The 22,090-nt window shown below is 58.3% G+C and carries 21 protein-coding genes, 4 tRNA genes and 2 pseudogenes; 8 read left to right on the forward strand and 19 right to left on the reverse strand.

All coding sequences use genetic code 11. The annotated features are described in order from the left end of the window. Window positions 1–16 precede the first annotated feature (16 nt). The 10 genes and pseudogenes from I5961_RS17930 to I5961_RS17975 all read right to left on the reverse strand — a co-directional run bounded on the left by I5961_RS17930 (window position 17) and on the right by I5961_RS17975 (window position 9,411). The gene (locus I5961_RS17930; protein WP_085703276.1) at window positions 17–1,888 is read right to left on the reverse strand and encodes a SurA N-terminal domain-containing protein; all 1,872 of its coding nucleotides are present in this window, start codon (window positions 1,886–1,888) and stop codon (window positions 17–19) included. Between the two features lie 230 nt (window positions 1,889–2,118). Beyond that, window positions 2,119–2,391 carry an HU family DNA-binding protein gene (locus tag I5961_RS17935; protein WP_002552737.1) on the reverse strand — a complete coding sequence of 91 codons (273 nt, stop codon included), beginning with the start codon at window positions 2,389–2,391 and terminating at the stop codon, window positions 2,119–2,121. 148 nt (window positions 2,392–2,539) lie between these two features. Then, on the reverse strand, window positions 2,540–4,936 hold the full coding sequence (lon, locus tag I5961_RS17940; RefSeq protein ID WP_085690114.1) for an endopeptidase La: 2,397 nt from the start codon (window positions 4,934–4,936) through the stop codon (window positions 2,540–2,542). 162 nt (window positions 4,937–5,098) lie between these two features. Beyond that, on the reverse strand, window positions 5,099–6,382 hold the full coding sequence (gene clpX / locus I5961_RS17945; protein WP_085699001.1) for an ATP-dependent Clp protease ATP-binding subunit ClpX: 1,284 nt from the start codon (window positions 6,380–6,382) through the stop codon (window positions 5,099–5,101). 113 nt (window positions 6,383–6,495) lie between these two features. Then, window positions 6,496–7,130: pseudogene (clpP, locus tag I5961_RS17950) on the reverse strand (ATP-dependent Clp endopeptidase proteolytic subunit ClpP). 92 nt (window positions 7,131–7,222) lie between these two features. Beyond that, a complete protein-coding gene (gene tig, locus I5961_RS17955; RefSeq protein WP_085703277.1) occupies window positions 7,223–8,533 on the reverse strand; it encodes a trigger factor in 1,311 nt (436 codons plus the stop codon). A gap of 398 nt (window positions 8,534–8,931) precedes the next feature. Beyond that, window positions 8,932–9,007 (reverse strand) — tRNA-His (locus I5961_RS17960). A 76-nt stretch (window positions 9,008–9,083) separates the two neighbouring features. Next, window positions 9,084–9,168, reverse strand: a tRNA-Leu gene (locus tag I5961_RS17965). Between the two features lie 58 nt (window positions 9,169–9,226). Then, window positions 9,227–9,302 (reverse strand) — tRNA-His (locus tag I5961_RS17970). Window positions 9,303–9,334: 32 nt separating this feature from the next. After that, window positions 9,335–9,411: transfer RNA gene (locus I5961_RS17975), tRNA-Arg, on the reverse strand. Between the two features lie 272 nt (window positions 9,412–9,683). On the opposite strand from I5961_RS17975, the gene folD reads away from it, so the two are divergent. Together folD and pbpG are read left to right on the forward strand one after the other, a co-directional pair. Beyond that, complete coding sequence (gene folD, locus I5961_RS17980; RefSeq protein ID WP_011335038.1) at window positions 9,684–10,538, forward strand: bifunctional methylenetetrahydrofolate dehydrogenase/methenyltetrahydrofolate cyclohydrolase FolD; 855 nt, start codon at window positions 9,684–9,686, stop codon at window positions 10,536–10,538. Between the two features lie 229 nt (window positions 10,539–10,767). Continuing rightward, window positions 10,768–11,706, forward strand: coding sequence for a D-alanyl-D-alanine endopeptidase (pbpG, locus tag I5961_RS17985; protein WP_011335039.1), 939 nt, complete (start codon window positions 10,768–10,770; stop codon window positions 11,704–11,706). 51 nt (window positions 11,707–11,757) lie between these two features. Here pbpG and I5961_RS17990 read toward each other — a convergent pair whose 3' ends face one another. The 3 genes from I5961_RS17990 to I5961_RS18000 all read right to left on the reverse strand — a co-directional run bounded on the left by I5961_RS17990 (window position 11,758) and on the right by I5961_RS18000 (window position 12,948). Then, entirely contained in the window at window positions 11,758–11,964 is a 207-nt protein-coding gene (locus tag I5961_RS17990) for a hypothetical protein (RefSeq protein ID WP_085698995.1), read from the reverse strand. 12 nt (window positions 11,965–11,976) lie between these two features. Next, on the reverse strand, window positions 11,977–12,183 hold the full coding sequence (locus tag I5961_RS17995) for a DUF6021 family protein (RefSeq protein WP_085703278.1): 207 nt from the start codon (window positions 12,181–12,183) through the stop codon (window positions 11,977–11,979). A gap of 93 nt (window positions 12,184–12,276) precedes the next feature. Beyond that, window positions 12,277–12,948, reverse strand: coding sequence for a peptidase C39 family protein (locus tag I5961_RS18000; RefSeq protein ID WP_039767624.1), 672 nt, complete (start codon window positions 12,946–12,948; stop codon window positions 12,277–12,279). A gap of 230 nt (window positions 12,949–13,178) precedes the next feature. On the opposite strand from I5961_RS18000, the gene I5961_RS18005 reads away from it, so the two are divergent. After that, the gene (locus I5961_RS18005; protein WP_169431021.1) at window positions 13,179–13,346 is read left to right on the forward strand and encodes a hypothetical protein; all 168 of its coding nucleotides are present in this window, start codon (window positions 13,179–13,181) and stop codon (window positions 13,344–13,346) included. Between the two features lie 74 nt (window positions 13,347–13,420). On the opposite strand, the gene I5961_RS18010 is transcribed toward I5961_RS18005, so the two are convergent. Continuing rightward, complete coding sequence (locus I5961_RS18010) at window positions 13,421–14,170, reverse strand: TerC family protein (RefSeq protein ID WP_085686574.1); 750 nt, start codon at window positions 14,168–14,170, stop codon at window positions 13,421–13,423. 29 nt (window positions 14,171–14,199) lie between these two features. After that, window positions 14,200–14,439: a hypothetical protein gene (locus I5961_RS18015; RefSeq protein ID WP_085698988.1), complete on the reverse strand. Its 240-nt coding sequence runs from the start codon at window positions 14,437–14,439 to the stop codon at window positions 14,200–14,202. Between the two features lie 146 nt (window positions 14,440–14,585). Between I5961_RS18015 and nhaR the strand changes: the two are divergent. Further along, window positions 14,586–15,484 (forward strand): annotated as a pseudogene (gene nhaR / locus I5961_RS18020) (transcriptional activator NhaR). Here the strand turns inward: nhaR and I5961_RS18025 are convergent. Next, window positions 15,481–16,641 carry an MFS transporter gene (locus tag I5961_RS18025; RefSeq protein ID WP_007951570.1) on the reverse strand — a complete coding sequence of 387 codons (1,161 nt, stop codon included), beginning with the start codon at window positions 16,639–16,641 and terminating at the stop codon, window positions 15,481–15,483. The pseudogene nhaR and the gene I5961_RS18025 overlap by 4 nt on opposite strands. Window positions 16,642–16,977: 336 nt before the next feature. Between I5961_RS18025 and sstT the strand changes: the two genes are divergently transcribed. Next, entirely contained in the window at window positions 16,978–18,210 is a 1,233-nt protein-coding gene (gene sstT, locus I5961_RS18030) for a serine/threonine transporter SstT (protein ID WP_085703313.1), read from the forward strand. 65 nt (window positions 18,211–18,275) lie between these two features. Here the strand turns inward: sstT and I5961_RS18035 are convergent, their stop codons facing one another. Then, window positions 18,276–18,785: a DUF1993 family protein gene (locus tag I5961_RS18035; RefSeq protein ID WP_007951572.1), complete on the reverse strand. Its 510-nt coding sequence runs from the start codon at window positions 18,783–18,785 to the stop codon at window positions 18,276–18,278. A 126-nt stretch (window positions 18,786–18,911) separates the two neighbouring features. Here I5961_RS18035 and I5961_RS18040 point away from each other — a divergent pair, with 126 nt between their 5' ends. After that, window positions 18,912–19,562 (forward strand): YceH family protein, encoded by a 651-nt coding sequence (locus I5961_RS18040; protein ID WP_085703279.1) that lies wholly within the window; start codon window positions 18,912–18,914, stop codon window positions 19,560–19,562. A 16-nt stretch (window positions 19,563–19,578) separates the two neighbouring features. On the opposite strand, the gene I5961_RS18045 is transcribed toward I5961_RS18040, so the two are convergent. Beyond that, window positions 19,579–20,097, reverse strand: a complete 519-nt coding sequence (locus I5961_RS18045; RefSeq protein ID WP_085698984.1) for a cupin domain-containing protein — start codon at window positions 20,095–20,097, stop codon at window positions 19,579–19,581. A 98-nt stretch (window positions 20,098–20,195) separates the two neighbouring features. Continuing rightward, window positions 20,196–21,014, reverse strand: a complete 819-nt coding sequence (locus I5961_RS18050) for a shikimate 5-dehydrogenase (protein WP_227232949.1) — start codon at window positions 21,012–21,014, stop codon at window positions 20,196–20,198. Window positions 21,015–21,268: 254 nt separating this feature from the next. Here I5961_RS18050 and I5961_RS18055 point away from each other — a divergent pair, with 254 nt between their 5' ends. Both I5961_RS18055 and I5961_RS18060 read left to right on the forward strand, forming a co-directional pair. Further along, complete coding sequence (locus I5961_RS18055) at window positions 21,269–21,619, forward strand: hypothetical protein (protein ID WP_007951578.1); 351 nt, start codon at window positions 21,269–21,271, stop codon at window positions 21,617–21,619. A gap of 243 nt (window positions 21,620–21,862) precedes the next feature. After that, window positions 21,863–22,057 carry a hypothetical protein gene (locus tag I5961_RS18060; RefSeq protein WP_227232950.1) on the forward strand — a complete coding sequence of 65 codons (195 nt, stop codon included), beginning with the start codon at window positions 21,863–21,865 and terminating at the stop codon, window positions 22,055–22,057. Window positions 22,058–22,090 lie beyond the last annotated feature (33 nt).

The following is a 22,090-nucleotide window of genomic DNA, read 5'->3' on the forward strand; positions in this document are numbered from 1 at the left end:
GCGGCTCAGCCAGGCATCAGAAACGCTTGATGTCGGCTTCGCTTTCCAGCTGTTTGCGGTACGCCGCGAAGTCTTGCTGGCCTACACGCGATGCGAGGAAGCGACGGTATTGCGCTTTCTCTTCATCGGTCGGAGCCGCTGCTTCGTTCACGCCGTTCAGACGCACGATGGTCAGGCTGCCATCCGCCAGCGTCACGCTGGTGAAGGTCGGCTTGTCCTTGGCGGACGGTTTCGGCATGCGGAACAACGCTTGCAGCACCGCCGGATCAACGCCTTCCTGAGCGCGGTTCGCCGCTTCAGTGACCTTCCAGTTCTGACCGTCCACCGCCTTGTCCAGCGGCGTCTTGCCATCACGCAGACTGGCGATCAGTTGCTCCGCCTTGGTCTTGGCAGCCGCGCTGGCGTGCTCTTTGGTCAACTGGGTGCGAATGGCAGCGGCTACGCTTTCCAGCGGCAATTGAGCAGGCTTCAGATGCTCCTTGGCACGCAGCACGATCACGGTTTCCGGATCCAGCTCAATGGCAGTGCTGTTGGCACCCTCTTCCAGCACTTCGGTGCTGAACGCGGCGGTCACGACGGCACGGTTGGCTGTAACGCCTTCTCCACCTTCACGGCCGAACGGCTTGGAGGTGTGCACGGTCAGTTTCAGCTCCTGCGCTGGCTGGGCCAGGTCGGATGCTTCGAACGAAGAGTCTTCCAGTTGCTTGGTCGCCTCGACGAAACGCTGCTCCACTTGCTGGGTTTTCAGCTCGCGGGTCAGCTTGTCTTTCAGGCTGGCCAGGGTCGGCACTTCAGGCGCCTCGACACCCAGCAGCTTGATCAGGTGGTAACCGAAGTCGGTGCGAACCGGCTCGGAAACCTGATCCTTGTTCAGCGAGTACAGGGCTTTCTCGAAGGCTGGATCGTAAACGCCAGGACCGGCATAACCGAGGTCACCACCGTTGTTGGCCGAACCCGGATCCTGCGAGAACTCCTTGGCCAGCGCTTCGAATTTCTCGCCCTTGGCCAGACGCGCCTGGATTTCTTCGATCTTCGCCTTGGCCTGAGCTTCGGTGGTCTTGTCGTTGACTTCGATCAGAATGTGCGCCGCACGACGCTGTTCCGACAGGTTGGCGATCTCTTTCTGATACGCCGCCTGCAGGTCTTCGTCCTTGACGGTGACCTGATCGAAGAACGAAGCCTTTTTCAGCTCCAGATAATCGATGACCACTTGATCCGGGGTCATGAATTCCTTGGCGTGCTCGTCGTAGTAAGCCTTGACCTCGTCATCGGTCAGCTTCACGGCCGAAGGATCAGCCTTGATGTTCAACGTGGCGAAATCGCGGGTCTGTTTTTCCAGACGGGCGAAGGCCAGCACTTGAGCGTCGGTCACGAAACCGCTGCCCGCCACACCGGCGCGCAACTGGCCGATCAGCATTTCCTGAGCCAGCATCTGGCGGAACTGCATGCGGGTGTAGCCCAGTTGACGGATCACCTGATCGAAACGGTCGGAGCTGAACTTGCCGTCGACCTGGAATTCAGGCGTCTGCAGGATCACTTGATCCAGGGCCGCTTCGGAGAAAGCGAATTTCGATTGTTCCGCGCCTTGCAGCAGCAGCTTGCGATCGATCAAACCCTTGAGGGCTGATTCGCGCAGCATTTTTTCGTCCAGCAAGGAGGCGTCGAAGTCCTTGCCCAGTTGTTGCATCAGCTGACGGCGTTGCATATCCACCGCCTGGCTCAGCTCGTTCTGGCTGATTTCTTCACCGTTGACCTTGGCCGCCTCATTCTTGTGAGTCGTGGCCTGGAAAATGGCGTCGAAACCGGTCAGAGCCATCAGTGCAACGATGACTCCGATAATGGTCTTGGCAATCCAGCCTTGTGAATTGTCCCTGATATTCTGCAGCATGCGTCCCCCAGAAACGGTTGAACTTCAAATTAGGCAACCGTGGAGCGTGGGTAGAATCCGGATAGAAGAAAGGCGCATCCGAGGATGCGCCTTCTCGTAACTGGCGGAGCGGACAGGGCTCGAACCCTCGATCCCGGTGTGACAGGCGGCTATTCCAACCGCCTGCTCTACCGCTCCGCTGCCAAGTCAGGCATGACCCCGACCCGGATGGGTAAAAACCTGAATCAAACTTAGTTGACGGCTTCTTTCAGGGCTTTACCGGCTTTGAAACCTGGCTTCTTGGCTGCCGCGATTTCCAGAGTCTTGCCGGTCTGTGGGTTACGACCGATGCGAGCTGGACGATCAGTCACGGAGAAAGTACCGAAGCCAACCAGAACAACGGAGTCGCCAGCCTTGAGAGCGCCAGTGACGGATTCGATTACAGCGTCCAGCGCACGGCCAGCAGCAGCTTTCGGGATATCAGCGGATGCAGCGATAGCATCAATCAGTTCCGACTTGTTCACTCTAAGTCCCCTTATATCTATTTTGAGATGATTCTAAGTTTTTTGGTGAAAGCAAAAACGAGTGCTGAATGGCCTACAGACACTTAAGAGCCGCTTTATAACAAGGGCTCTAAAAAGCTGTCAAGGAAGCCCCCCAGGCAAAAGCGTATTAATGCGTGCTAATTCTTTCCTTAGAGTCAGACTCACGTTTTTCATCCTTGGCAACTATCTCCGGAGCCACATCCGGCAAGGGCTCCGGCGCGTATTGCAGCGCAATTTGCAGGACCTCGTCAATCCATTTAACTGGTTTGATCTGCAGATCCTGCTTGATATTGTCAGGAATCTCCTTCAGATCGCGCACGTTCTCTTCCGGAATAATCACTGTCTTGATTCCGCCACGGTGAGCGGCCAGCAGTTTTTCTTTCAAACCGCCGATGGCGAGAACTTGACCACGCAGGGTGATCTCGCCGGTCATGGCGACATCCGCTCGCACAGGAATACCCGTCAAAGCCGACACCAGCGCAGTACACATGCCTACACCGGCGCTCGGGCCGTCTTTCGGCGTAGCGCCTTCCGGCATGTGAATGTGAGTGTCGCGCTTCTCGTGGAAGTCCAGAGGAATGCCCAGGCTCTTGGCACGGCTGCGCACCACGGTCTGGGCCGCAGTGATCGATTCGACCATTACGTCACCCAGCGAACCGGTCTTGATCAGTTGACCTTTACCCGGCACCACAGCCGCTTCGATGGTCAGCAGTTCGCCACCCACCTGAGTCCAGGCCAGGCCGGTCACTTGACCGATCTGATCCTGCTGCTCGGCCAGACCGTAGCGGAACTTGCGGACACCGAGGAAATGCTCCAGCAAGTCAGCTGTCACTTTTACCGAGAAGCGTTTTTCCAGCGCGTGCTCTTTGACCGCCTTGCGGCAAACCTTGGCAATCTGCCGCTCGAGGCCACGCACACCGGCTTCGCGGGTGTAATAACGGATGATGTCGCGGATCGCTTCTTCGTCGAATTCCAGCTCGCCCTTCTTCATGCCGTTGGCTGCAATCTGCTTTGGCGAGAGGTACTTGACCGCAATGTTGATCTTCTCGTCTTCGGTGTAACCCGGCAGGCGGATCACTTCCATCCGGTCCAGCAGCGCTGGCGGGATGTTCATCGAGTTCGAGGTGCACAGGAACATCACGTCCGAAAGGTCGTAATCGACTTCCAGATAGTGGTCGTTGAAGTTGTGGTTCTGTTCCGGATCGAGCACCTCAAGCAGCGCCGACGCCGGGTCGCCACGCATGTCGCTGCCCATTTTGTCGATTTCATCGAGCAGGAACAGCGGGTTGCGCACACCCACTTTTGTCATCTTTTGAATCAATCTTCCTGGCATCGAACCGATATAAGTCCGACGGTGACCACGGATTTCCGCTTCGTCACGCACACCACCGAGAGCCATGCGCACGAATTTGCGGTTGGTGGCATGAGCGATCGACTCCGCCAGCGAGGTTTTACCCACGCCTGGAGGACCGACCAGGCACAACACCGGGCCGCGAATTTTCTTCACGCGTTTTTGCACGGCGAGGTATTCAAGGATGCGTTCCTTGACCTCTTCGAGGCCGTAGTGATCGGCGTCGAGAATGTCTTCGGCACGGGCCAGGTCCAGACGCACCTTGCTCTGAGCCTTCCAAGGCACCTGAACCAGCCAGTCGATGTAGGAGCGCACCACGGTGGCTTCAGCAGACATCGGCGACATCTGCTTGAGCTTGTTCAGCTCGGCAGTGGCCTTGGCCAGGGCATCTTTCGGCAGACCGGCAGCATCAATACGCTTTTTCAGGTCTTCGATTTCGTTGTGGCCTTCGTCGCTGTCGCCGAGCTCTTTCTGAATGGCCTTCATCTGCTCGTTCAGGTAGTACTCGCGCTGACTGCGCTCCATTTGCTTTTTGACGCGGCCACGAATGCGTTTTTCGACTTGCAGCAGGTCGATCTCGGCGTCCAGCAGGGCCAGAACGTGCTCAACCCGGGCCGACAAATCGATGATTTCGAGGATTTCCTGCTTCTGCTCGATCTTCAGTGCCATATGCGCGGCCATGGTGTCTACCAGGCGGCCAGGCTCGTCGATGCTGTTGAGCGACGACAGGACTTCAGCCGGGACCTTCTTGCCCAGCTGCACGTATTGTTCGAACTGCGACAGCAGGCTGCGCACGAACACTTCGGACTCACGCTCGGCGGCGTCGACTTCGTCGATCAACGAGACTTCGGCACGACAGTGGCCATCGACTTCGCTGAAGCGCTCGACAGCGCCACGTTGCTCGCCTTCGACCAGAACCTTGACGGTGCCGTCCGGCAGCTTCAGCAGTTGCAGAACTGTGGCGATGGTACCTACGCGATAGAGAGCTTCTTCACCGGGATCGTCGTCAGCCGGGTTTCTCTGGGCCAGCAGCAGGATCTGCTTGTCGCCCGTCATCGCGGCCTCGAGGGCTTCGATGGATTTCTCGCGCCCCACGAACAGCGGGATAACCATGTGCGGATACACAACGACATCACGCAATGGCAGGAGAGGCAATTCGATGGTGGTCTTCATGATTTCGCCTCTACGGCGGCCATATGGCCGTAATCAGATGGAATTGAACTTGAAACCAAGATGGGGGCTGACTTGAAAAAAAACAAGCGTAAAGGGGGTGTAAAAAACGACATAAAAAAAAGAGGCCCGAAGGCCCCTTCTTTGTTCCGGCAGACCGGACGCTTACGCGTCCGGTGCAGCCTTGGCAGCCGGCTCACTGTTTTCGTAGATATACAGTGGTTTGGACTTGCCTTCGATCACGCTTTCATCGATCACGACTTTGCTCACCTCGGACTGCGAGGGGATTTCATACATCGTGTCGAGCAGTACACCTTCGAGAATCGAACGCAGGCCACGGGCACCGGTTTTACGTTCCAGGGCACGTTTGGCAACTGCTTTCAGCGCGTCGGAACGGAATTCCAGATCCACGCCTTCCATCTCGAACAGCTTGGCATACTGTTTGGTCAGGGCATTTTTCGGCTCGGTGAGGATCTGCATCAAAGCAGCCTCATCCAGCTCGTCCAGCGTCGCCAGGACCGGCAGACGACCGACGAATTCCGGGATCAGACCGAACTTGACCAGATCGTCAGGCTCGACTTCACGCAGGGACTCGCCCACCTTCTTGCCTTCTTCCTTGCTGCGCACTTCTGCGTTGAAACCGATGCCACCCTTTGTAGAACGGTTCTGAATGACCTTCTCCAGACCGGAGAATGCGCCACCGCAGATGAACAGGATGTTGCGGGTATCAACCTGAAGGAATTCCTGCTGCGGATGCTTGCGGCCACCTTGCGGCGGAACCGAAGCGACCGTGCCTTCGATCAGTTTGAGCAAGGCCTGCTGCACGCCTTCACCGGAAACGTCCCGGGTGATCGACGGGTTGTCGGACTTGCGCGAAATCTTGTCGATTTCGTCGATGTAGACAATGCCCATCTGGGCTTTCTCTACGTCGTAATCGCACTTCTGCAGCAGCTTCTGAATGATGTTCTCGACGTCTTCACCCACGTAACCCGCCTCGGTGAGGGTGGTTGCGTCGGCGATGGTGAACGGAACGTTCAGCAAGCGGGCCAGGGTTTCGGCCAGCAGGGTTTTACCGGAGCCGGTCGGGCCGATCAGCAGGATGTTGCTCTTGCCGAGTTCGACGTCGTCAGCCTTTTTGTCACGCTGGTTCAGACGCTTGTAGTGGTTGTACACCGCTACTGCCAGAACCTTCTTGGCACGCTCCTGACCAATTACATACTGATCAAGGATGCCGCTGATTTCTTTAGGCGAAGGCAATTTATGCGCGCTGCTTTCGGCCTGTGCTTCCTGCACCTCCTCGCGGATGATGTCATTGCACAGGTCGACGCACTCGTCGCAGATAAAGACCGAGGGGCCGGCAATCAATTTGCGCACTTCATGCTGGCTTTTGCCACAGAAGGAGCAATAGAGCAGCTTGCCGTTGTCCTCGCCGTTGCGGGTGTCAGTCATTCGTTCGATCCAAATCCGATAGGCTTGCAACACAAGATGAAGGCTATTGCGGGCTTTTTCAAGCCCGCCGCTGATCAGACGCGCCGACCAAGCCTATTTTGAGCTGCTTGTTTTTAAGCTGGGCGCTGGTTGATCACTTCGTCGATCAGACCGTATTCCTTCGCAGCTTCTGCACTCATGAAGTTGTCGCGGTTGGTGTCGCGCTCGATTTCTTCAAGCGTACGGCCGCTGTGCTTGGCCATCAGCGTGTTGAGACGCTCGCGAATGAAGAGGATTTCCTTGGCATGGATTTCAATGTCCGATGCCTGGCCCTGGAAACCGCCCAGTGGCTGGTGAATCATCACGCGCGAGTTAGGCAGGCAGAAACGCTTGCCAGGTGCACCGGCCGTCAGCAGGAACGCGCCCATGCTGCACGCCTGACCGATACAGGTAGTCGATACGTTTGGCTTGATGAACTGCATGGTGTCGTAGATCGACATGCCCGCTGTCACCGAACCGCCCGGGAGTTGATATAAAGATGGATGTCCTTGTCCGGGTTTTCCGCTTCAAGGAACAGCAATTGCGCGCAAATCAGGTTGGCCATGTAGTCCTCTACAGGGCCCACCAGAAAGATTACTCGCTCCTTGAGAAGACGCGAGTAGATGTCATAGGCGCGCTCGCCACGAGCAGATTGCTCGACAACCATCGGGACCAGGCCGCCGGCGGCCTGGATATCAGAGTTCTGCTGAATATAGGAATTACGGAACATGCTCTGCAGTCACTCCCAAATAGTCATGTCTTGAATACGCATAAGCCAGCTCGAAGGCTGGCTTATGGTGTGTGCTTCTAACGCAAAAACAATCAGTCGGCTTTTGGAGCTTCTACCGGCTTGACCGCTTCTTCGTAAGAGACCGCTTTGTCGGTCACGCTAGCTTTCTGCAGAACAGTATCCACAACTTGTTCTTCCAGCACAACCGAACGGACTTCGTTCAGTTGCTGCTCGTTCTTGTAGTACCAGGACACGACCTGCTCAGGCTCCTGGTAAGCCGAAGCCATTTCCTGAATCATTTCGCGAACGCGGGCTTCGTCTGGCTTCAGCTCGAACTGCTTGACCACTTCAGCCACGATCAGACCCAGTACAACGCGACGCTTGGCTTGTTCTTCGAACAGCTCGGCAGGCAGTTGGTCAGGCTTGATGTTGCCACCGAACTGCTGAACAGCCTGCACGCGCAGACGGTCAACTTCGTTGGACAACAGAGCCTTGGGCACCTCGATCGGGTTGGTGGCCAGCAGACCGTCCATTACCTGATTCTTGACCTTGGATTTGATCGCCTGACGCAGTTCACGCTCCATGTTCTTGCGAACTTCGGAGCGGAAACCGTCGATGCCGCTTTCCTTGATACCGAATTGAGCGAAGAACTCTTCGTTCAGCTCTGGCAGTTTTGGCTCGGAAACGGTGTTGACAGTCACGGTGAACTCGGCGGTTTTGCCAGCCAGGTCCAGGTTCTGATAGTCCTCTGGGAAGGTCAGGTTCAGAACGCGCTCTTCACCGGCCTTGGCGCCAACGAGGCCTTCCTCGAAGCCAGGGATCATGCGACCGGAACCCAGCACCAGCTGAGTGCCCTTGGCGGAACCGCCAGCGAACACTTCGCCGTCGACCTTGCCAACGAAATCGATGTTCAGTTGGTCTTCGTTCTGGGCAGCACGCTCAGCCACTTCGAAACGGGTGTTCTGCTTGCGCAGGATGTCCAGCATCTTGTCCAGATCGGCGTCAGCCACTTCAGCGCTCAGACGCTCAACGTTGATGCTTTCGAAACCGGCAACGGTGAACTCAGGGAAAACTTCGAATACGGCTACGTATTCCAGGTCCTTGCCAGCTTCGAGCGACTTTGGCTCGATCGACGGCGAACCGGCCGGATTCAGCTTCTGCTCGACCACAGCTTCGTAGAAGGAGGACTGGATCACGTCACCGATCGCTTCCTGGCGCGCATCAGCACCGAAGCGGCGCTTGATTTCGCTCATTGGCACTTTGCCTGGACGGAAGCCAGCAATCTTGGCCTTCTGGGCAGTCTGCTGCAGACGCTTGTTGACCTGAGTCTCGATGCGCTCAGCCGGCACGGTGATGCTCATGCGGCGCTCAAGAGCAGTAGTATTTTCAACAGAAACTTGCATGGATATTCCTCGTTGCACAGACGTTAGCCGGCCGTTTCCGACCCAAGAATCAAGGGCAAGCATTCTAGTAGGTCAAACTCAAGAAGTCACCCTACTGAAAACGGGTAAAAAACAGCAGGCCATTTGAAGGCGGGGACAAACGGTTGCACCTCGCCCTGTTAGCAAATACAGCCAATTCAAGCCAGGGCTCTGCACCAACCTCTTCTATATATAGAGGCGGTTGAATCATCTCCCTGACAGCCGACCGCGCAAGCATGGTCGGCAGGCAGCGCGCATCATCGAGCAACATTAATACGACGAAGCACCCTGCCCTGCGACCCGAAACCTGCAGCCGCGAAAATCCGAAACCGTAAAACAAAAAAGGCGCCAGACTGTTAAATCTGGCGCCTTTCGGAATATGGGGTGGACGATGGGGATCGAACCCACGACAACGGGAGTCACAATCCCGTGCTCTACCAACTGAGCTACGCCCACCATATTGCGTGCCAAAGAAGCCAAACAACTTCTTTGTAAAACTTCATCCGGCCAACGGCATGAATGAAGCTTTGATTGGTGCGGATGAAGAGACTCGAACTCTTACGCCTCGCGGCGCTGGAACCTAAATCCAGTGTGTCTACCAATTCCACCACATCCGCGGATGAAGCTTTTTAAAGCAAAGGCGCCAGACTGTTACATCTGGCGCCTTTCGAAATATGGGGTGGACGATGGGGATCGAACCCACGACAACGGGAGTCACAATCCCGTGCTCTACCAACTGAGCTACGCCCACCATATCGCGCTACTTGTGCCAATGCTGCCTAATGGCGCACCCGGCAGGACTCGAACCTGCGACCATCCGCTTAGAAGGCGGATGCTCTATCCAGCTGAGCTACGGGCGCCTTGTTAGCTGTACCCTTGGAGGACTACAAACTAAGTGCTTTCCAGTCATTCGAAACCGTAATTTCGTTCGACCTTCTTAACCAGTGCTAGGCTGTGCCCGACAAGTGCGACGAATAGTATAGAGCGACCCGAAGGTCGTCAAATCCTTTTTAAAAAAATTCATTTAATTAAAGGGCTTAGGGGAATTTGCTGACCAAGCGCCTTTGCCCTCACCGTTTGACATGCGAGAATGCGTTCTCTTTTTTCCCCTCTCGATGGTTAATCACGCGCAATGACTGCACAACTAATCGACGGCAAATCGATCGCCGCCAGCCTGCGCCAGCAGATCGCCCAACGGGTTGCCGAACGTCGCCAGCAAGGTCTGCGCACGCCAGGCCTCGCGGTGATCCTGGTTGGCAGCGATCCTGCCTCTCAGGTTTATGTCTCGCACAAGCGTAAAGACTGTGAAGAGGTCGGCTTCCTCTCTCAAGCCTACGACCTGCCTTCCGAAACCACTCAAGAAGCGCTGACCGATCTGATCGATCGACTGAACGATGACCCGGCAATCGACGGCGTTCTGCTTCAACTCCCTCTGCCAGAGCACCTGGACGCTTCCAAACTGCTGGAGCGCATCCGCCCGGACAAGGATGTCGACGGTTTCCATCCTTATAACGTCGGCCGCCTGGCCCAGCGCATTCCGCTCCTGCGCCCGTGCACCCCGAAGGGCATCATGACCCTGCTGGAAAGCACCGGCGCCGATCTGTACGGGATGGACGCCGTTGTTGTTGGCGCGTCCAACATCGTCGGTCGCCCGATGGCGATGGAACTGTTGCTGGCCGGTTGCACCGTGACCGTCACCCACCGCTTCACCAAGGATCTGGCCGGCCACGTCGGCCGCGCCGATCTGGTGGTCGTGGCCGCCGGCAAGCCGGGTCTGGTCAAGGGCGAGTGGATCAAGGAAGGCGCGATCGTCATCGACGTCGGCATCAACCGTCAGGAAGACGGCAAACTGGTCGGTGATGTCGTGTACGAAACCGCCCTGCCGCGCGCAGGCTGGATCACCCCGGTACCGGGCGGCGTCGGTCCGATGACCCGCGCCTGCCTGCTGGAAAATACCCTCTACGCAGCAGAAACCCTGCACGCCTGAGTCGTGTTTTCAGCTTGCCTGTAACCCCGCCTCGTGCGGGGTTTTTCATGCCCTCGAAAAAACCTTTACCGTTCGCCGGAAACCCCTATTTTTACAGGGCTTTTCACGACTTTTTCATGCGCCTCAAACAACCATCGACAGTTCTTCAGCCATACTCCTAAAATGCGTCGTTTTTACGACACAGGCCGTTACAAATTACGGCATTTCCAACCTTCATGAGTTCGCCCGCGTGAATATTCGCCTGTCCATCCTGAGCCTGGTTTTTGCATTTTCAGGCACGCTCCTCACGCCAACGGTCAACGCCGCCGAAACCACCGCTGCCCCTCGAGACGCTTCGCAGTTGAAAATTGCCTCCGGCAGCGCCCTGCTGATGGATCTGCAGACCAACAAAGTCATTTATTCCAGCAACCCGGACGTGGTGGTGCCCATCGCTTCCGTGAGCAAGTTGATGACTGGCCTGGTAGTGGTCGAAGCGCACCAGAACATGGACGAATGGATTGACGTTGACATCAGCCATACACCTGAAATGAAAGGTGTGTTTTCTCGCGTCAAACTGCGAAGCGAACTGCCCCGCCGAGAGATGTTACTGATTGCCCTGATGTCCTCGGAAAACCGCGCCGCCGCTAGCCTGGCTCACCACTATCCGGGCGGTTACGCGGCATTCATCGCAGCGATGAACGCCAAGGCCAAGGCGCTGGGCATGACCAGCACGCACTTTGTGGAACCCACCGGTCTCTCGGAGCGCAACGTCTCCACCGCCCGCGACCTGAGCAAGTTGCTGGTAGCCGCGCACAAACAGCCGCTTCTGATCGAGCTGACCACCACCAAGGAAAAGACCGTCTCGTTCCGCAAACCCAATTACACCCTGGGTTTCCGTAACACCGATCACTTGGTCAACAAGGCCGACTGGGATATCCGCATCACCAAGACCGGTTTCACCAACCCCGCCGGTCATTGCCTGGTGCTGGTGACCCGCATGGCCAACCGTCCCGTCGCGCTGGTGATTCTCGACGCGTTCGGCAAATACACTCACTTCGCCGATGCCAGCCGCATCCGCAGCTGGGTGGAAACCGGCAAGAGCGCCAACGTCCCGGCCGTGGCCCAGCAATACAAGGCTGACAAGAACCTCAAGAGTCGCCAGAGCGGCGTGATCGAAGCCTCAAAGTAATCCGCCCCCATGAAAAAGCCCCGAATCGTCGGGGCTTTTTCATTCATGCACTCAGTCGTTGGGCAACGGCATCTTGTCGTCATCGGGAATGCCGTCACCGGCGCTCGGGTCGCGCGAATGCTCTGGCGTGACCACTGCCGGACGCGCCAACGGATCGCGTAGAGGGCTGTCCGGATCCAGCACCGGATCAACCTCCGGCTCAGGTGTGGCAGGCACACTGTCAGGTTTGTGGTCGTCGAAACTCGAATCGGTACTCATACGCACCTCGCTTCAAGGCTTGAGATCAGCCAAGGGATCGTAAGGCTTGGCCGGACGCTTGGGATCATCGCCCGGCTGCACATCCTTCGGCGCCTTTGCAGGGCCGATGGGATCGACTTGCGGATCGTCCAGATCCGGCGAGTCCGGATCGAAGCCCAGATCGTCGCCATTGCCATGCTCGGAAGAATGCGGACCGCTGGGTGAATTTGGAATTGCCATGCTCGCCTCCTGATACTGGCCCGTAAAACACGGGACGCTACAGTTCAGAAGCACATGCTCCGCCAGGGTGCCCGACAGGCGACGAACGGAGCCTCAATGCGCTGCCAGTGCCTTCCTTGCCTGCGCCGCTTCCCGTTCCTGCCCGGCCTGAGCCAGCGCGTCGGCGGCCTTGAGCCAGCGCTGCTGATCGACCGCTGCCGGAATCTGCGTCGGTTTCTGGATCAACACTGCCCAGCCGCCGGATTTTTCGAGAGCCGACTCGAACGAACTGAAGCTCATCAATTCACGGCGATTCATCCCCGCGCGCAGCAGCACCTTCTGCTTCAGACGGTCGTAGCCCGACAGGATCGCGTAACGCGGCTCGGCCCAAAACGCCGAACCCTCGCTGAAACGCACCATCACCGGATACCCGGCCGCCACCTGAGTCAGCAGCGCCGGCAGATTGCTGTCCAGCGGATACACGACCATGCCGTATTCACGCGCCAGGCTCTGCAGATTCTGTTGCAACTTGTCCTCAGCGCCCGGTAAGTGCAGCGGCTTTTCCAGCAGACCCGGCGTGATCACGATGCCCTGCTGCGACAGCAGACTGGCCAGCACCTGCGGCCCGCTTTGATAGGCCTCGCCACGATAGAAGGTGCCGCTGAGTTCGACCCGCTCCGGCAGGCGCTTGACCTCCGGCGCCACACTGCCCGCACACCCCACCAAAGCTGTCACGCAACCGGCCACCAGCAGCGCCGCGCGAATCCGGGAAAATAGCTGCACCATCGTCACTCTCTTGATCAGTTACCGGTCATCGTGTTCCGGCTTGGTCGAGGATCATAGGACGGCGCCACGCTGCGGTATAGCCCAAAGCGACAGATCCATCGGCTGTATAGAGCGAACTGATTGGTCACCACCGACCTTTGGTCAATAGCTTGAAACACACCAGCGACTAGACTGTCACTCAGATAAGAGCCAAAGAGCGAGCGCCCGACGCAGGGCAAGAGGAGGCACAGATGAGCCTGACCATGACCATCGTAATGCTGATTGCCGGCTGGCTGGCCGTTGCGGCCGCCATGCTGTGGGGCGTGTTGCGGATTTCCCGCCGCCATCACCACCCGGTACAACCTGCACCGACCAGGAAGATCGAGAAACACAACGCCCGTCACGCCACCGCGCACTGATTTTCTGTAGCCGACACAAACAAAAAGGCCGCCTGGACTCTCGCGAGTTCAGGCGGCCTTTGGTTTTCCAGCAATTACGCTTCGGCAGTCAATTTCTTCTGCTTGGCGCGGCGCGACATCATGTTCAGCACTTCAATCGCAGCCGAGAACGCCATGGCGGCATACACATAACCTTTCGGTACGTGGGCGCCGAAGCCTTCGGCGATCAGCGTCATGCCGATCATGATCAGGAAGCCCAGAGCCAGCATCACCACCGTCGGGTTGTCGTTGATGAACTTGGCCAGCGGATCAGCTGCAAACAGCATCACCAGCACTGAAACCACCACCGCAATCACCATGATCGGCAAGTGTTCGGTCATGCCGACAGCGGTAATGATGCTGTCGATCGAGAACACCATGTCCAGCATCAGGATCTGCCCGATCGCGGCGGCGAAGCCCAGAGTCACCGTCGAGGTGGCGCTCTTCGGATCTTCCGGCGCAGGATCCATGCTGTGATGGATCTCGGTCGTCGCTTTCCACACCAGGAACAGACCACCGGCGATCAGGATCATGTCCTTCCAGGAGAACGCCTGGCCCAGGATCTCGATGACCGGCTCGGTCAACTGGACGATGAAGGCGATGGTGCTCAACAGCGCCAGTCGCATGATCAGCGCCATGCCGATGCCCAGGCGACGAGCCTTCTGCCGGTACTGCTCGGGCAGCTTGTTGGTCAGGATCGAGATAAAGATCAGGTTATCGATGCCGAGCACGATTTCCATCACCACCAGTGTGGCCAAGGCAATCCAGGCCGTCGGGCTGGAAGCGAGTTCTAACAGGTATTCCATGGGTCAGTCCTGACTCTGTGTAAGACGGTTTAGATTTCCTGGGAGGACGATTCGGATTTTTCTTCGTCGTCTTTCGGTTCTTTCTTGCTGATCAGATTGCCGGTGGCATCGCTGAGTGCCTCTTCGGCGGCTTTATGCGTGTCGTCGATGGCTTGTTTCGCCGCCTCGGCCGCCTGCCCCATCAGTTGCTGGGCGCTCTTTTCGGCCTGGTCGCAACCGGCCAGTACCAGTAAAGACGCGAACAGTAACGCTGTAGTTTTTAGTTTCATGATGCCTCCCTCGATAGAACAGACAGCGCCATACAGACCGGCCGTCGATGGCTGGGCATTCTAGGGAGACAAACACTTCAGGAAAATTCGTATTTTTAGCGGCTATACTTCGATTTATACGAACTGTATTTGACGGACCGAATCCCATGCTCAATTACCGACAACTGCATTACTTCTGGGTGGTGGCCAAGACCGGCAGCATCGTGCGCGCCTGCGAGCAACTGAACCTGACGCCGCAAACCATCAGCGGGCAGATATCCCTGCTTGAACAGACCTACGGCATCGAGTTGTTTCAACGGGTCGGCCGGCAGCTCGAGCTGACCGAAGCCGGGCGTCAGGCCCTGCCTTACGCCGAACAGATGTTCCAGCTCGGTGGCGAACTGGAACTGATGCTGCGCGCCCAGCCCAACGAACAGCAGATTCTGTTCCGGGTCGGCGTGGCGGACGTGGTGCCCAAATCCATCGTCTATCGCCTGATCGCGCCGACCATGGAATTGAGCGAACCGCTGCGCATCACCTGCCGCGAAGACAAACTCGAGCGCCTGCTGGCGGATCTGGCGATCCAGCGCCTGGACCTGGTGATCTCCGACAGCCCCATGCCCTCGCACCTGGACATCAAGGGCTACAGTCAGAAACTCGGGAATGCGGGATCAGTTTTTTCGCCACCGCCGAACTGGCAGCGCAATACGGTCAGGATTTCCCGCGCAGTCTGCACGGCGCGCCGCTGTTGATCCCCGGCGCGGAAACAGTAGTGCGCAGCCGTTTGCAGCGCTGGTTCGCCGAGCAGCAGATTCAGCCAAGGATTGTCGGGGAATTCGATGACAGCGCCTTGATGCAGGCGTTTGGTCAGTCCGGCAGCGGGATTTTCATCGGCCCGAGCGTGATTGCCGATGAGGTGAAGCGCCAGTACGGCGTCGAGTTGATCGGCCAGACCGATGCGGTGAGCGAGTCGTTCTACGCGATCTCGGTGGAGCGCAAGGTCAAGCACCCCGGCATCAAAGCGATTACCGAAGGTGCCCGACGCGAACTGTTTACAGCGTTTTAAGCCGGCGCGCAGACGTCGCGCGGCTTGAGCACCATCAGCACCATGGCGAGGAAAATCGACAGCAGAATGAATCCGGCAGCGGCAAAGCCCACAAAACCCAGACCAGCGCTGTCGATCACTCGACCGCCAATGATCGCGCCCAGACCGATCCCGAGGTTGGCCCCGGCAATGTTCAGCGACGCGGCGAAGGCCGGCGCTTCCGGTGCCGCTTTCATCAAACGCACGTGGCTGACCAGAAACAGGGCCGCCTGGGTCACGCCCCAGATGCCCATCGCCGCCGCCAGACCCAGCGACGAATTGATGTTCGGCACCAGCGCCACCATCCCCGGGATCATGAACGCACAGAACATCACCGAAGCCATCAGCGGATGGCGATCCACCGCACGACCGCCCAGCGAGTTACCGATCAAGCCAACCGCACCAAAGCCCATCAGGCACCAGCCGACCACGGTGCCATTGAAGCCGGCCAGACGCTCAAGGATATCCGCCAGATAGGTGTAGGCGGTGAACATGCCGCTGAACACCAGAATCGACAACAGCACATGGCCCAGCATCAGTGGGCTGCGCAGTATCTTGAACTGGGAAGCGAAGCTGACCTGATGCTGGTGCAGGCTGGTTTTCGGCAGATAGACAAACAGCAGCAACGCCTTGGCGAACGCGATCACCGCCAGAATGGCGAACGCACTGCGCCAGCCGAACGCATCGGAAATCAGCGTGCCGACCGGAATCCCGAACACGGTGGCGCAGACGATGCCGAAGCCGATCTTGGCGATCGCGCGACCGGCGAAGTCCGGGCCGACGATATCCACCGCCGTTTCACTGGCCAACGCCCAGAACACCGGCAGCCCCAGCGCCGGGATCAGCCGGGCAATGGCCATGACCCAGATGTTCGGCGCCAGCGCCGCAACGGTATTGGCCAGCCCAAACATGATCAGAATGGTGATGAACAGTTTGCGGCGCTCGAAGCGGGCGAAATATGCCGTCAAGAAAGGACCGAACATGGCCACGGTGAAAGCGAATAGAGTCACCAGCAACCCGGCCTGCGGGATGGTGACGGCCAGGTCGCGGGCAATCGCCGGCAGCAGGCCGACAATGACGAACTCCGTCGTCAGCACCGTGAATCCGGCGGCGGACAACAGAAGGATGGGCAACAGCATGAGGAACTCCAGCAAAACGACGACACCAGCGCTGACCCGAAGGCCCGCTGGCAGAATTTGAAAATAAGGATGCGCAATCTTAACAGAGTGTTTCCCGAGTGACTTGCACAAACCTGTCTAAGTTGCAGAGGGTTCCGGTGGCAGATCGTCACATGCCTGAAGGAATCGGACGACGCTGTGATAAAGTCCGCGCCCTGCGAAACGTACACCCTGTTCAACCACCCGTTTAACGGCGTGGCTGGCGCGTCAGTCCTTTTGGTTCGTGTCTGTGGCCTGCCCCGATTCAACGCCCGGATTGCGCAACCTTGCACCCTATAAAAAACAGAGATGCCGTTCATGACCGCTTCATCCCCTTCTCTATTGCAACGTCTTAAAAGCCTCAGCCTGGTGACCCAGATCCTGATCGGCCTGATTGCCGGCATCGCGCTCGCGCTGTTCGCGCCGGAAGCGGCCAAAGCCACGGCCTTCATCGGCAAGGTGTTCGTCTCGGCGTTGAAGGCCGTGGCACCGATCCTGGTGTTCGTGCTGGTCATGGCCTCGATCGCCAACCACAAGCACGGCCAGGAAACCCACATCCGGCCGATTCTGTTCCTGTATCTACTGGGCACCTTTGCGGCCGCCGTGGTCGCGGTGATTGCCAGCATGATGTTCCCGTCGCATCTGGTGCTGTCCACCGACAACATCGCGGTGAGCGCGCCGGGCGGCATCAGTGAAGTGCTGCAAAGCCTTTTGCTGAGCGTGGTCGATAACCCGGTGAGCGCACTGATGAACGCCAACTTCATCGGCATTCTGGCCTGGGCCATCGGCATGGGCGTGGCGATTCGGCACGCCGGTGACACCACCCGCGAAGTGCTGGGGGATCTGTCCAACGGCGTGACGGTGATTGTTCGGGTGGTCATCCGTTTCGCACCGCTGGGTATTTTTGGCCTGGTGGCATCGACCCTGGCCACCTCCGGGTTTGGAGCATTGATCGGTTATGCGCATCTGCTGGCAGTGCTGCTCGGCTGCATGCTGTTCGTGGCGCTGGTGATGAATCCGATGATCGTGTTCTGGAAGCTGCGTCGCAACCCTTACCCACTGACACTCCAGTGCCTGCGCGAAAGCGGCATCACCGCATTCTTCACCCGCAGCTCGGCGGCGAACATTCCGGTCAACCTGGAACTGAGCAAGCGCCTGGGTCTGCATGAAGACACCTACTCGGTATCGATCCCGCTCGGCGCCACCATCAACATGGCCGGCGCGGCGATCACCATCACCGTGCTGTCCCTCGCTGCCGTGCACACCCTGGGCATCGCCGTGGACATCCCGACCGCGATCCTGCTCAGCGTCGTCGCCGCAATCTGCGCCTGTGGCGCCTCGGGCGTGGCCGGGGGCTCGCTGCTGCTGATTCCGCTGGCGTGCAGCCTGTTTGGCATCCCGAGCGAAATCGCCATGCAGGTGGTGGCAGTCGGCTTCATCATCGGCGTGCTGCAGGATTCCGCCGAGACAGCACTGAACTCCTCCACCGACGTACTGTTCACCGCTGCCGCTTGCTTGGGCGAAGAACAGAAAGCCCAGCGCCCGGCGTAAAAACCCGGCGCAACAAAAAGCCCGCCAAGGCGTAAACCTTGGCGGGCTTTTTGTTGCAGAGCGTTTTAGAACGCGCCCATGTAATCGCGCTTGCCCACTTCCACACCGTTGTGACGCAGCAGCGCGTAGGTGGTGGTGACGTGGAAGAAGAACTGCGGCAGACCGTAGCTCAGCAGGTAAGCCTGGCCACTGAAGCGCTTCTCTTTCGGGGTGCCCGGACGGGTCACGATCTCGATGCCTTCCTTGCCATTGATCTGCTCTGGCTTGATCTCGCCGATGAAGGCCAGAACCTTGGCGATCAGCGCTTGCAGCTCGGCGAAGGTGGTTTCGGTGTCGTCATATTTCGGGATTTCGATTTCGGCCAGACGCGAGGACACGCCTTTGGCGAAGTCCACGGCGATCTGCACCTGACGTACCAGCGGAAACATGTCCGGGTACAGACGCGCTTGCAGGAAGGCGTTCGGATCGATGTTTTTCTCGGTGGCGTGGGCTTCAGCCTTTTTCAGCACATCGCTCACGGCGTTGAGCATTTGTTGGAAAACCGGAACGGATGCGGCGTACAGGGAAATGGTCATGGCAGTCTCACGTGGTGGCTGGGTGAATCGTGGGGGCGATTATAGCCATGCTCGCATGGCGGCGCGGCTTGTCTTTTATCCAGCAAGGATTAGGCTAGGCGCCTTCGACTGCAGAGGGAACGCGCGATGACCACAGAATTTGAAACCCGCTCCGACGAACCACGGCTCAACGCCACGGAAATCCGCATTCTGGGCTCGTTGATCGAGAAACAGGCCACCAGCCCGGAAACCTACCCGTTGACCCTCAACGCGCTGGTACTGGCCTGCAACCAGAAAACCAGCCGGGAACCGGTGATGAACCTGACCCAGGGCCAGGTCGGCCAAAGCCTGCGCGCCCTCGAAAGCCGCGGTTTCGCCAAACTGGTGATGGGCAGCCGCGCCGACCGCTGGGAGCACAAGGTCGACAAGGCGCTGGAACTGGTGCCGGCGCAATTGATCCTGACCGGCTTGATGTTCCTGCGCGGCCCGCAGACGGTCAACGAACTGCTGACCCGCAGCGGTCGCATGCATGAATTCGAAGACACCGAACAAGTGGTGCATCAGCTGGAACGCCTGATCGCCCGGGAGCTGGCGGTGCTGATTCCGCGCCAGGCCGGCCAACGAGAAGATCGCTACACCCACGCACTGGGCGATCCGGCGGACATCGAGGCGATTATCGCGGCCCGGCAGAATCCGAGCGAACGTGGGGCTGCCAGCGGTGTGTCAGTGGAGCGAATCGAAGAACTGGAAGCGCGGATTGCGGCGCTGGAAGAACGTCTGGCCCGCCTCGAAGAATAAGCACACCGGGGCGGCGTTATTCGCCGTCCCAGTAATCCACCCCGTCCGCTTGCCGCGCCACCGCGACAAATCCCGAGGCATTGCCTTCGGCATCGACGTTGAAGTTATCCATTACCGCGTATTTGTTCGAATCCGGGTACTCGCAGATTTCCGGTTGCTGCTGGGTACTGACCGCGAGATAGCGCAGTTCCGCAGCACTGGTATTAATGATCTGATGCGCGGCTTCCGGGCCGCCCGGCGGGCAGGCGATCACGTCCCCGGCGCGAATCGGGAAACGTTCGGCGCCCAGGCGCACTTCCCCCTCCCCGGCCACCACGTAAAACATTTCCTCATTCACACGATGACTGTGAAACGGGCTGCCGCGCATGCCCGGCGGCAGCGCATACAGTCGATAACCGAGTTTCTGCGCGCCCAGTTGCTGGCCGATCCGGGCCAGACGCTGCTGATAACGCCCGGCGGTTTCGCCTTCGGGAGACAGGGCTTCGGGCAGCGGTTCGAGTTCGACATCATTCAGGTTGAGAATCGGCGGATGCATGCAAACCTCGGCTTTTTGTGATGGGCAAGTCTGCGCCTGCTGATCCGGCAGTATAGGCAACGGCAAATCCGGGCGGATTTACCGTTGAACAGGCTTCATCAACTGCGCGCGAACGCCACCGCTGCATCGAACTGCTCGACCGTCGGCCGCACGCCGGTGTACAGCACGAACTGCTCCAGCGCCTGGATCGCGATCACTTCCAGCCCGGTGATCACCTTTTTACCTTCGGCACGGCCACGCACGATCAGCGGGGTTTCCGAGGGAATCGCCACTACATCGAACACAGTGTCTGCAGACTTGATCACATCCACGTCAAAAGAAAGCTGACCCGCCTCCGGGCCGCCGTCCATGCCCAACGGGGTGACGTTGACCAGCATCTGCGGATGCTCGTCGCCCAGTTCTGCCTGCCAGCGATAGCCCAGGGAATCCGCCAGCGCCCGACCGGCGCGCTCGTTGCGGGCCACGATCAAACCGTTTTTGTAACCGCCATCGCGCAAGGCACTGGCCACAGCCTTGGCCATGCCGCCGCTACCGCGAAGGGCGAACGTCGTGTCCATCGGCACCGCGTGGGTTTCCAGCAATTGAGCAATGGCGATGTAATCGGTGTTGTAGGCCTTCAGATGGCCGTTGGTGTTGACGATGGTATTGATCGACTGGATCGCTGCCGCCGAGGCATCCAGTTCATCGACCAACGCAATGCTCGCTTCCTTGAACGGCATCGACACGCCGCAACCGCGAATCCCCAGCGCTCGAATTCCGCCGACCGCACCCGGCAGGTCCTGACTGCTGAACGCCTTGTAGTAGAAATTCAGCCCCAGTTGTTCATACAAATGGTTATGAAACCGCAGACCGAAATTCCCGGGACGCCCAGACAGGGACATGCACAGTTGGGTGTCTTTGTTGGGGTTCATCTGCATGGGAGGCTCCTTCGAATGCACTTTCGGATGGACGGGATTAGCCAGACCATCGGGTTCTGAACGATCATAAGGCGGTCTGTTCCGGGCATCACAGCCGATGCCGGAAATCCGGTAAACAAACCGGTACAGACCTTACACAAAATTTACCTAGCGGCCGTGCTGTTTTTCAAAATGTTGCTGTCTTAGAAGTATCCCCGCGCCATCCCGAGCCTGTTGCAGACTCGGACGCCGGGTCGAAGAACCGAGGAATTATCATGATTCGTAAACTCCCCATCGTGGCCTTGTTGATTGGTGCATTCGCGATCACGGGTCAGGCAGAAGCCCACGGCGGTGGCTGGCAGGGCCCGGCGGTATTTGGTGCGATCGTCGGCTCGGCCATCATCGGCTCGGCGCTCATCAACCAGGATCGGCCGGTGTACGTCCAACAGCCTGTTTACGCTCAACCGGCACCGGTCTACGTGCAGCAACCGCCGCCACCGGTCTACTATCAGCCGGCCCCGGTTTATGTGCAGCAACCGGTCTACGTCCAACCGGCCCCGGTGTATTACGGTCCGCCGCGTGGTTACTACGGTCGGCCACACTACTACGGTGGTCCGCGTTGGTAACCGGTACACAAGGCCCCGCTTGATAGCGGGGCTTTTTATTGCCTCCGGGAAAGCTGACCGTCCGTCGGCCAAGGTCTGAAAAAATTTCGCCAAGGTCGTTGTGGGGACAGTTTGAACCGCTAAAGTCGGCATGATGGACTCGACCGTAAGGGGCAAAACACAACGGTCATCTATTTGTCATGACGGAACTGCACTCTGAATCCGTCCGCATACAACAGGTTGATAACAACAAGGACGACTTGAATGCCTACACAGAATCCTCACCGTATCGTCGGCTTATGCACTTCGAGCAAGGTCTACAACACCCTGACCGAACTCAAGCACCTGGAAGGCCACCGCACGGCGAAATTTCTCTCGCTGCTGGCGGAAAACCTGGTCCGCAAGGGCTTTATCAACGAACACGAGATCATGCACATGCTCGATCAAGTGGTGGATTGAGCAAGCCCTCACTGGCATCAATGACCACTATCG

Source organism: Pseudomonas sp. IAC-BECa141 (assembly GCF_020544405.1).
In the GTDB taxonomy this organism is placed as follows: domain Bacteria; phylum Pseudomonadota; class Gammaproteobacteria; order Pseudomonadales; family Pseudomonadaceae; genus Aquipseudomonas.

What these genes read in the sequence shown, in the direction of transcription:
- I5961_RS18015 (WP_085698988.1), bottom strand. Translation starts at nt 14,439, where the DNA reads ATGAAACTAAAAACTACAGCGTTACTGTTCGCGTCTTTACTGGTACTG.
- I5961_RS18050 (WP_227232949.1), bottom strand. Translation starts at nt 21,014, where the DNA reads ATGCAGATGAACCCCAACAAAGACACCCAACTGTGCATGTCCCTGTCT.
- I5961_RS18005 (WP_169431021.1), top strand. Translation starts at nt 13,179, where the DNA reads ATGAGCCTGACCATGACCATCGTAATGCTGATTGCCGGCTGGCTGGCC.
- lon (WP_085690114.1), bottom strand. Translation starts at nt 4,936, where the DNA reads ATGAAGACCACCATCGAATTGCCTCTCCTGCCATTGCGTGATGTCGTT.
- I5961_RS18060 (WP_227232950.1), top strand. Translation starts at nt 21,863, where the DNA reads ATGCCTACACAGAATCCTCACCGTATCGTCGGCTTATGCACTTCGAGC.
- I5961_RS18035 (WP_007951572.1), bottom strand. Translation starts at nt 18,785, where the DNA reads ATGACCATTTCCCTGTACGCCGCATCCGTTCCGGTTTTCCAACAAATG.
- sstT (WP_085703313.1), top strand. Translation starts at nt 16,978, where the DNA reads ATGACCGCTTCATCCCCTTCTCTATTGCAACGTCTTAAAAGCCTCAGC.
- folD (WP_011335038.1), top strand. Translation starts at nt 9,684, where the DNA reads ATGACTGCACAACTAATCGACGGCAAATCGATCGCCGCCAGCCTGCGC.
- I5961_RS18000 (WP_039767624.1), bottom strand. Translation starts at nt 12,948, where the DNA reads ATGGTGCAGCTATTTTCCCGGATTCGCGCGGCGCTGCTGGTGGCCGGT.
- I5961_RS18010 (WP_085686574.1), bottom strand. Translation starts at nt 14,170, where the DNA reads ATGGAATACCTGTTAGAACTCGCTTCCAGCCCGACGGCCTGGATTGCC.
- I5961_RS18040 (WP_085703279.1), top strand. Translation starts at nt 18,912, where the DNA reads ATGACCACAGAATTTGAAACCCGCTCCGACGAACCACGGCTCAACGCC.
- tig (WP_085703277.1), bottom strand. Translation starts at nt 8,533, where the DNA reads ATGCAAGTTTCTGTTGAAAATACTACTGCTCTTGAGCGCCGCATGAGC.
- I5961_RS17995 (WP_085703278.1), bottom strand. Translation starts at nt 12,183, where the DNA reads ATGGCAATTCCAAATTCACCCAGCGGTCCGCATTCTTCCGAGCATGGC.
- I5961_RS18055 (WP_007951578.1), top strand. Translation starts at nt 21,269, where the DNA reads ATGATTCGTAAACTCCCCATCGTGGCCTTGTTGATTGGTGCATTCGCG.
- clpX (WP_085699001.1), bottom strand. Translation starts at nt 6,382, where the DNA reads ATGACTGACACCCGCAACGGCGAGGACAACGGCAAGCTGCTCTATTGC.
- I5961_RS18025 (WP_007951570.1), bottom strand. Translation starts at nt 16,641, where the DNA reads ATGCTGTTGCCCATCCTTCTGTTGTCCGCCGCCGGATTCACGGTGCTG.
- I5961_RS17930 (WP_085703276.1), bottom strand. Translation starts at nt 1,888, where the DNA reads ATGCTGCAGAATATCAGGGACAATTCACAAGGCTGGATTGCCAAGACC.
- I5961_RS17990 (WP_085698995.1), bottom strand. Translation starts at nt 11,964, where the DNA reads ATGAGTACCGATTCGAGTTTCGACGACCACAAACCTGACAGTGTGCCT.
- I5961_RS18045 (WP_085698984.1), bottom strand. Translation starts at nt 20,097, where the DNA reads ATGCATCCGCCGATTCTCAACCTGAATGATGTCGAACTCGAACCGCTG.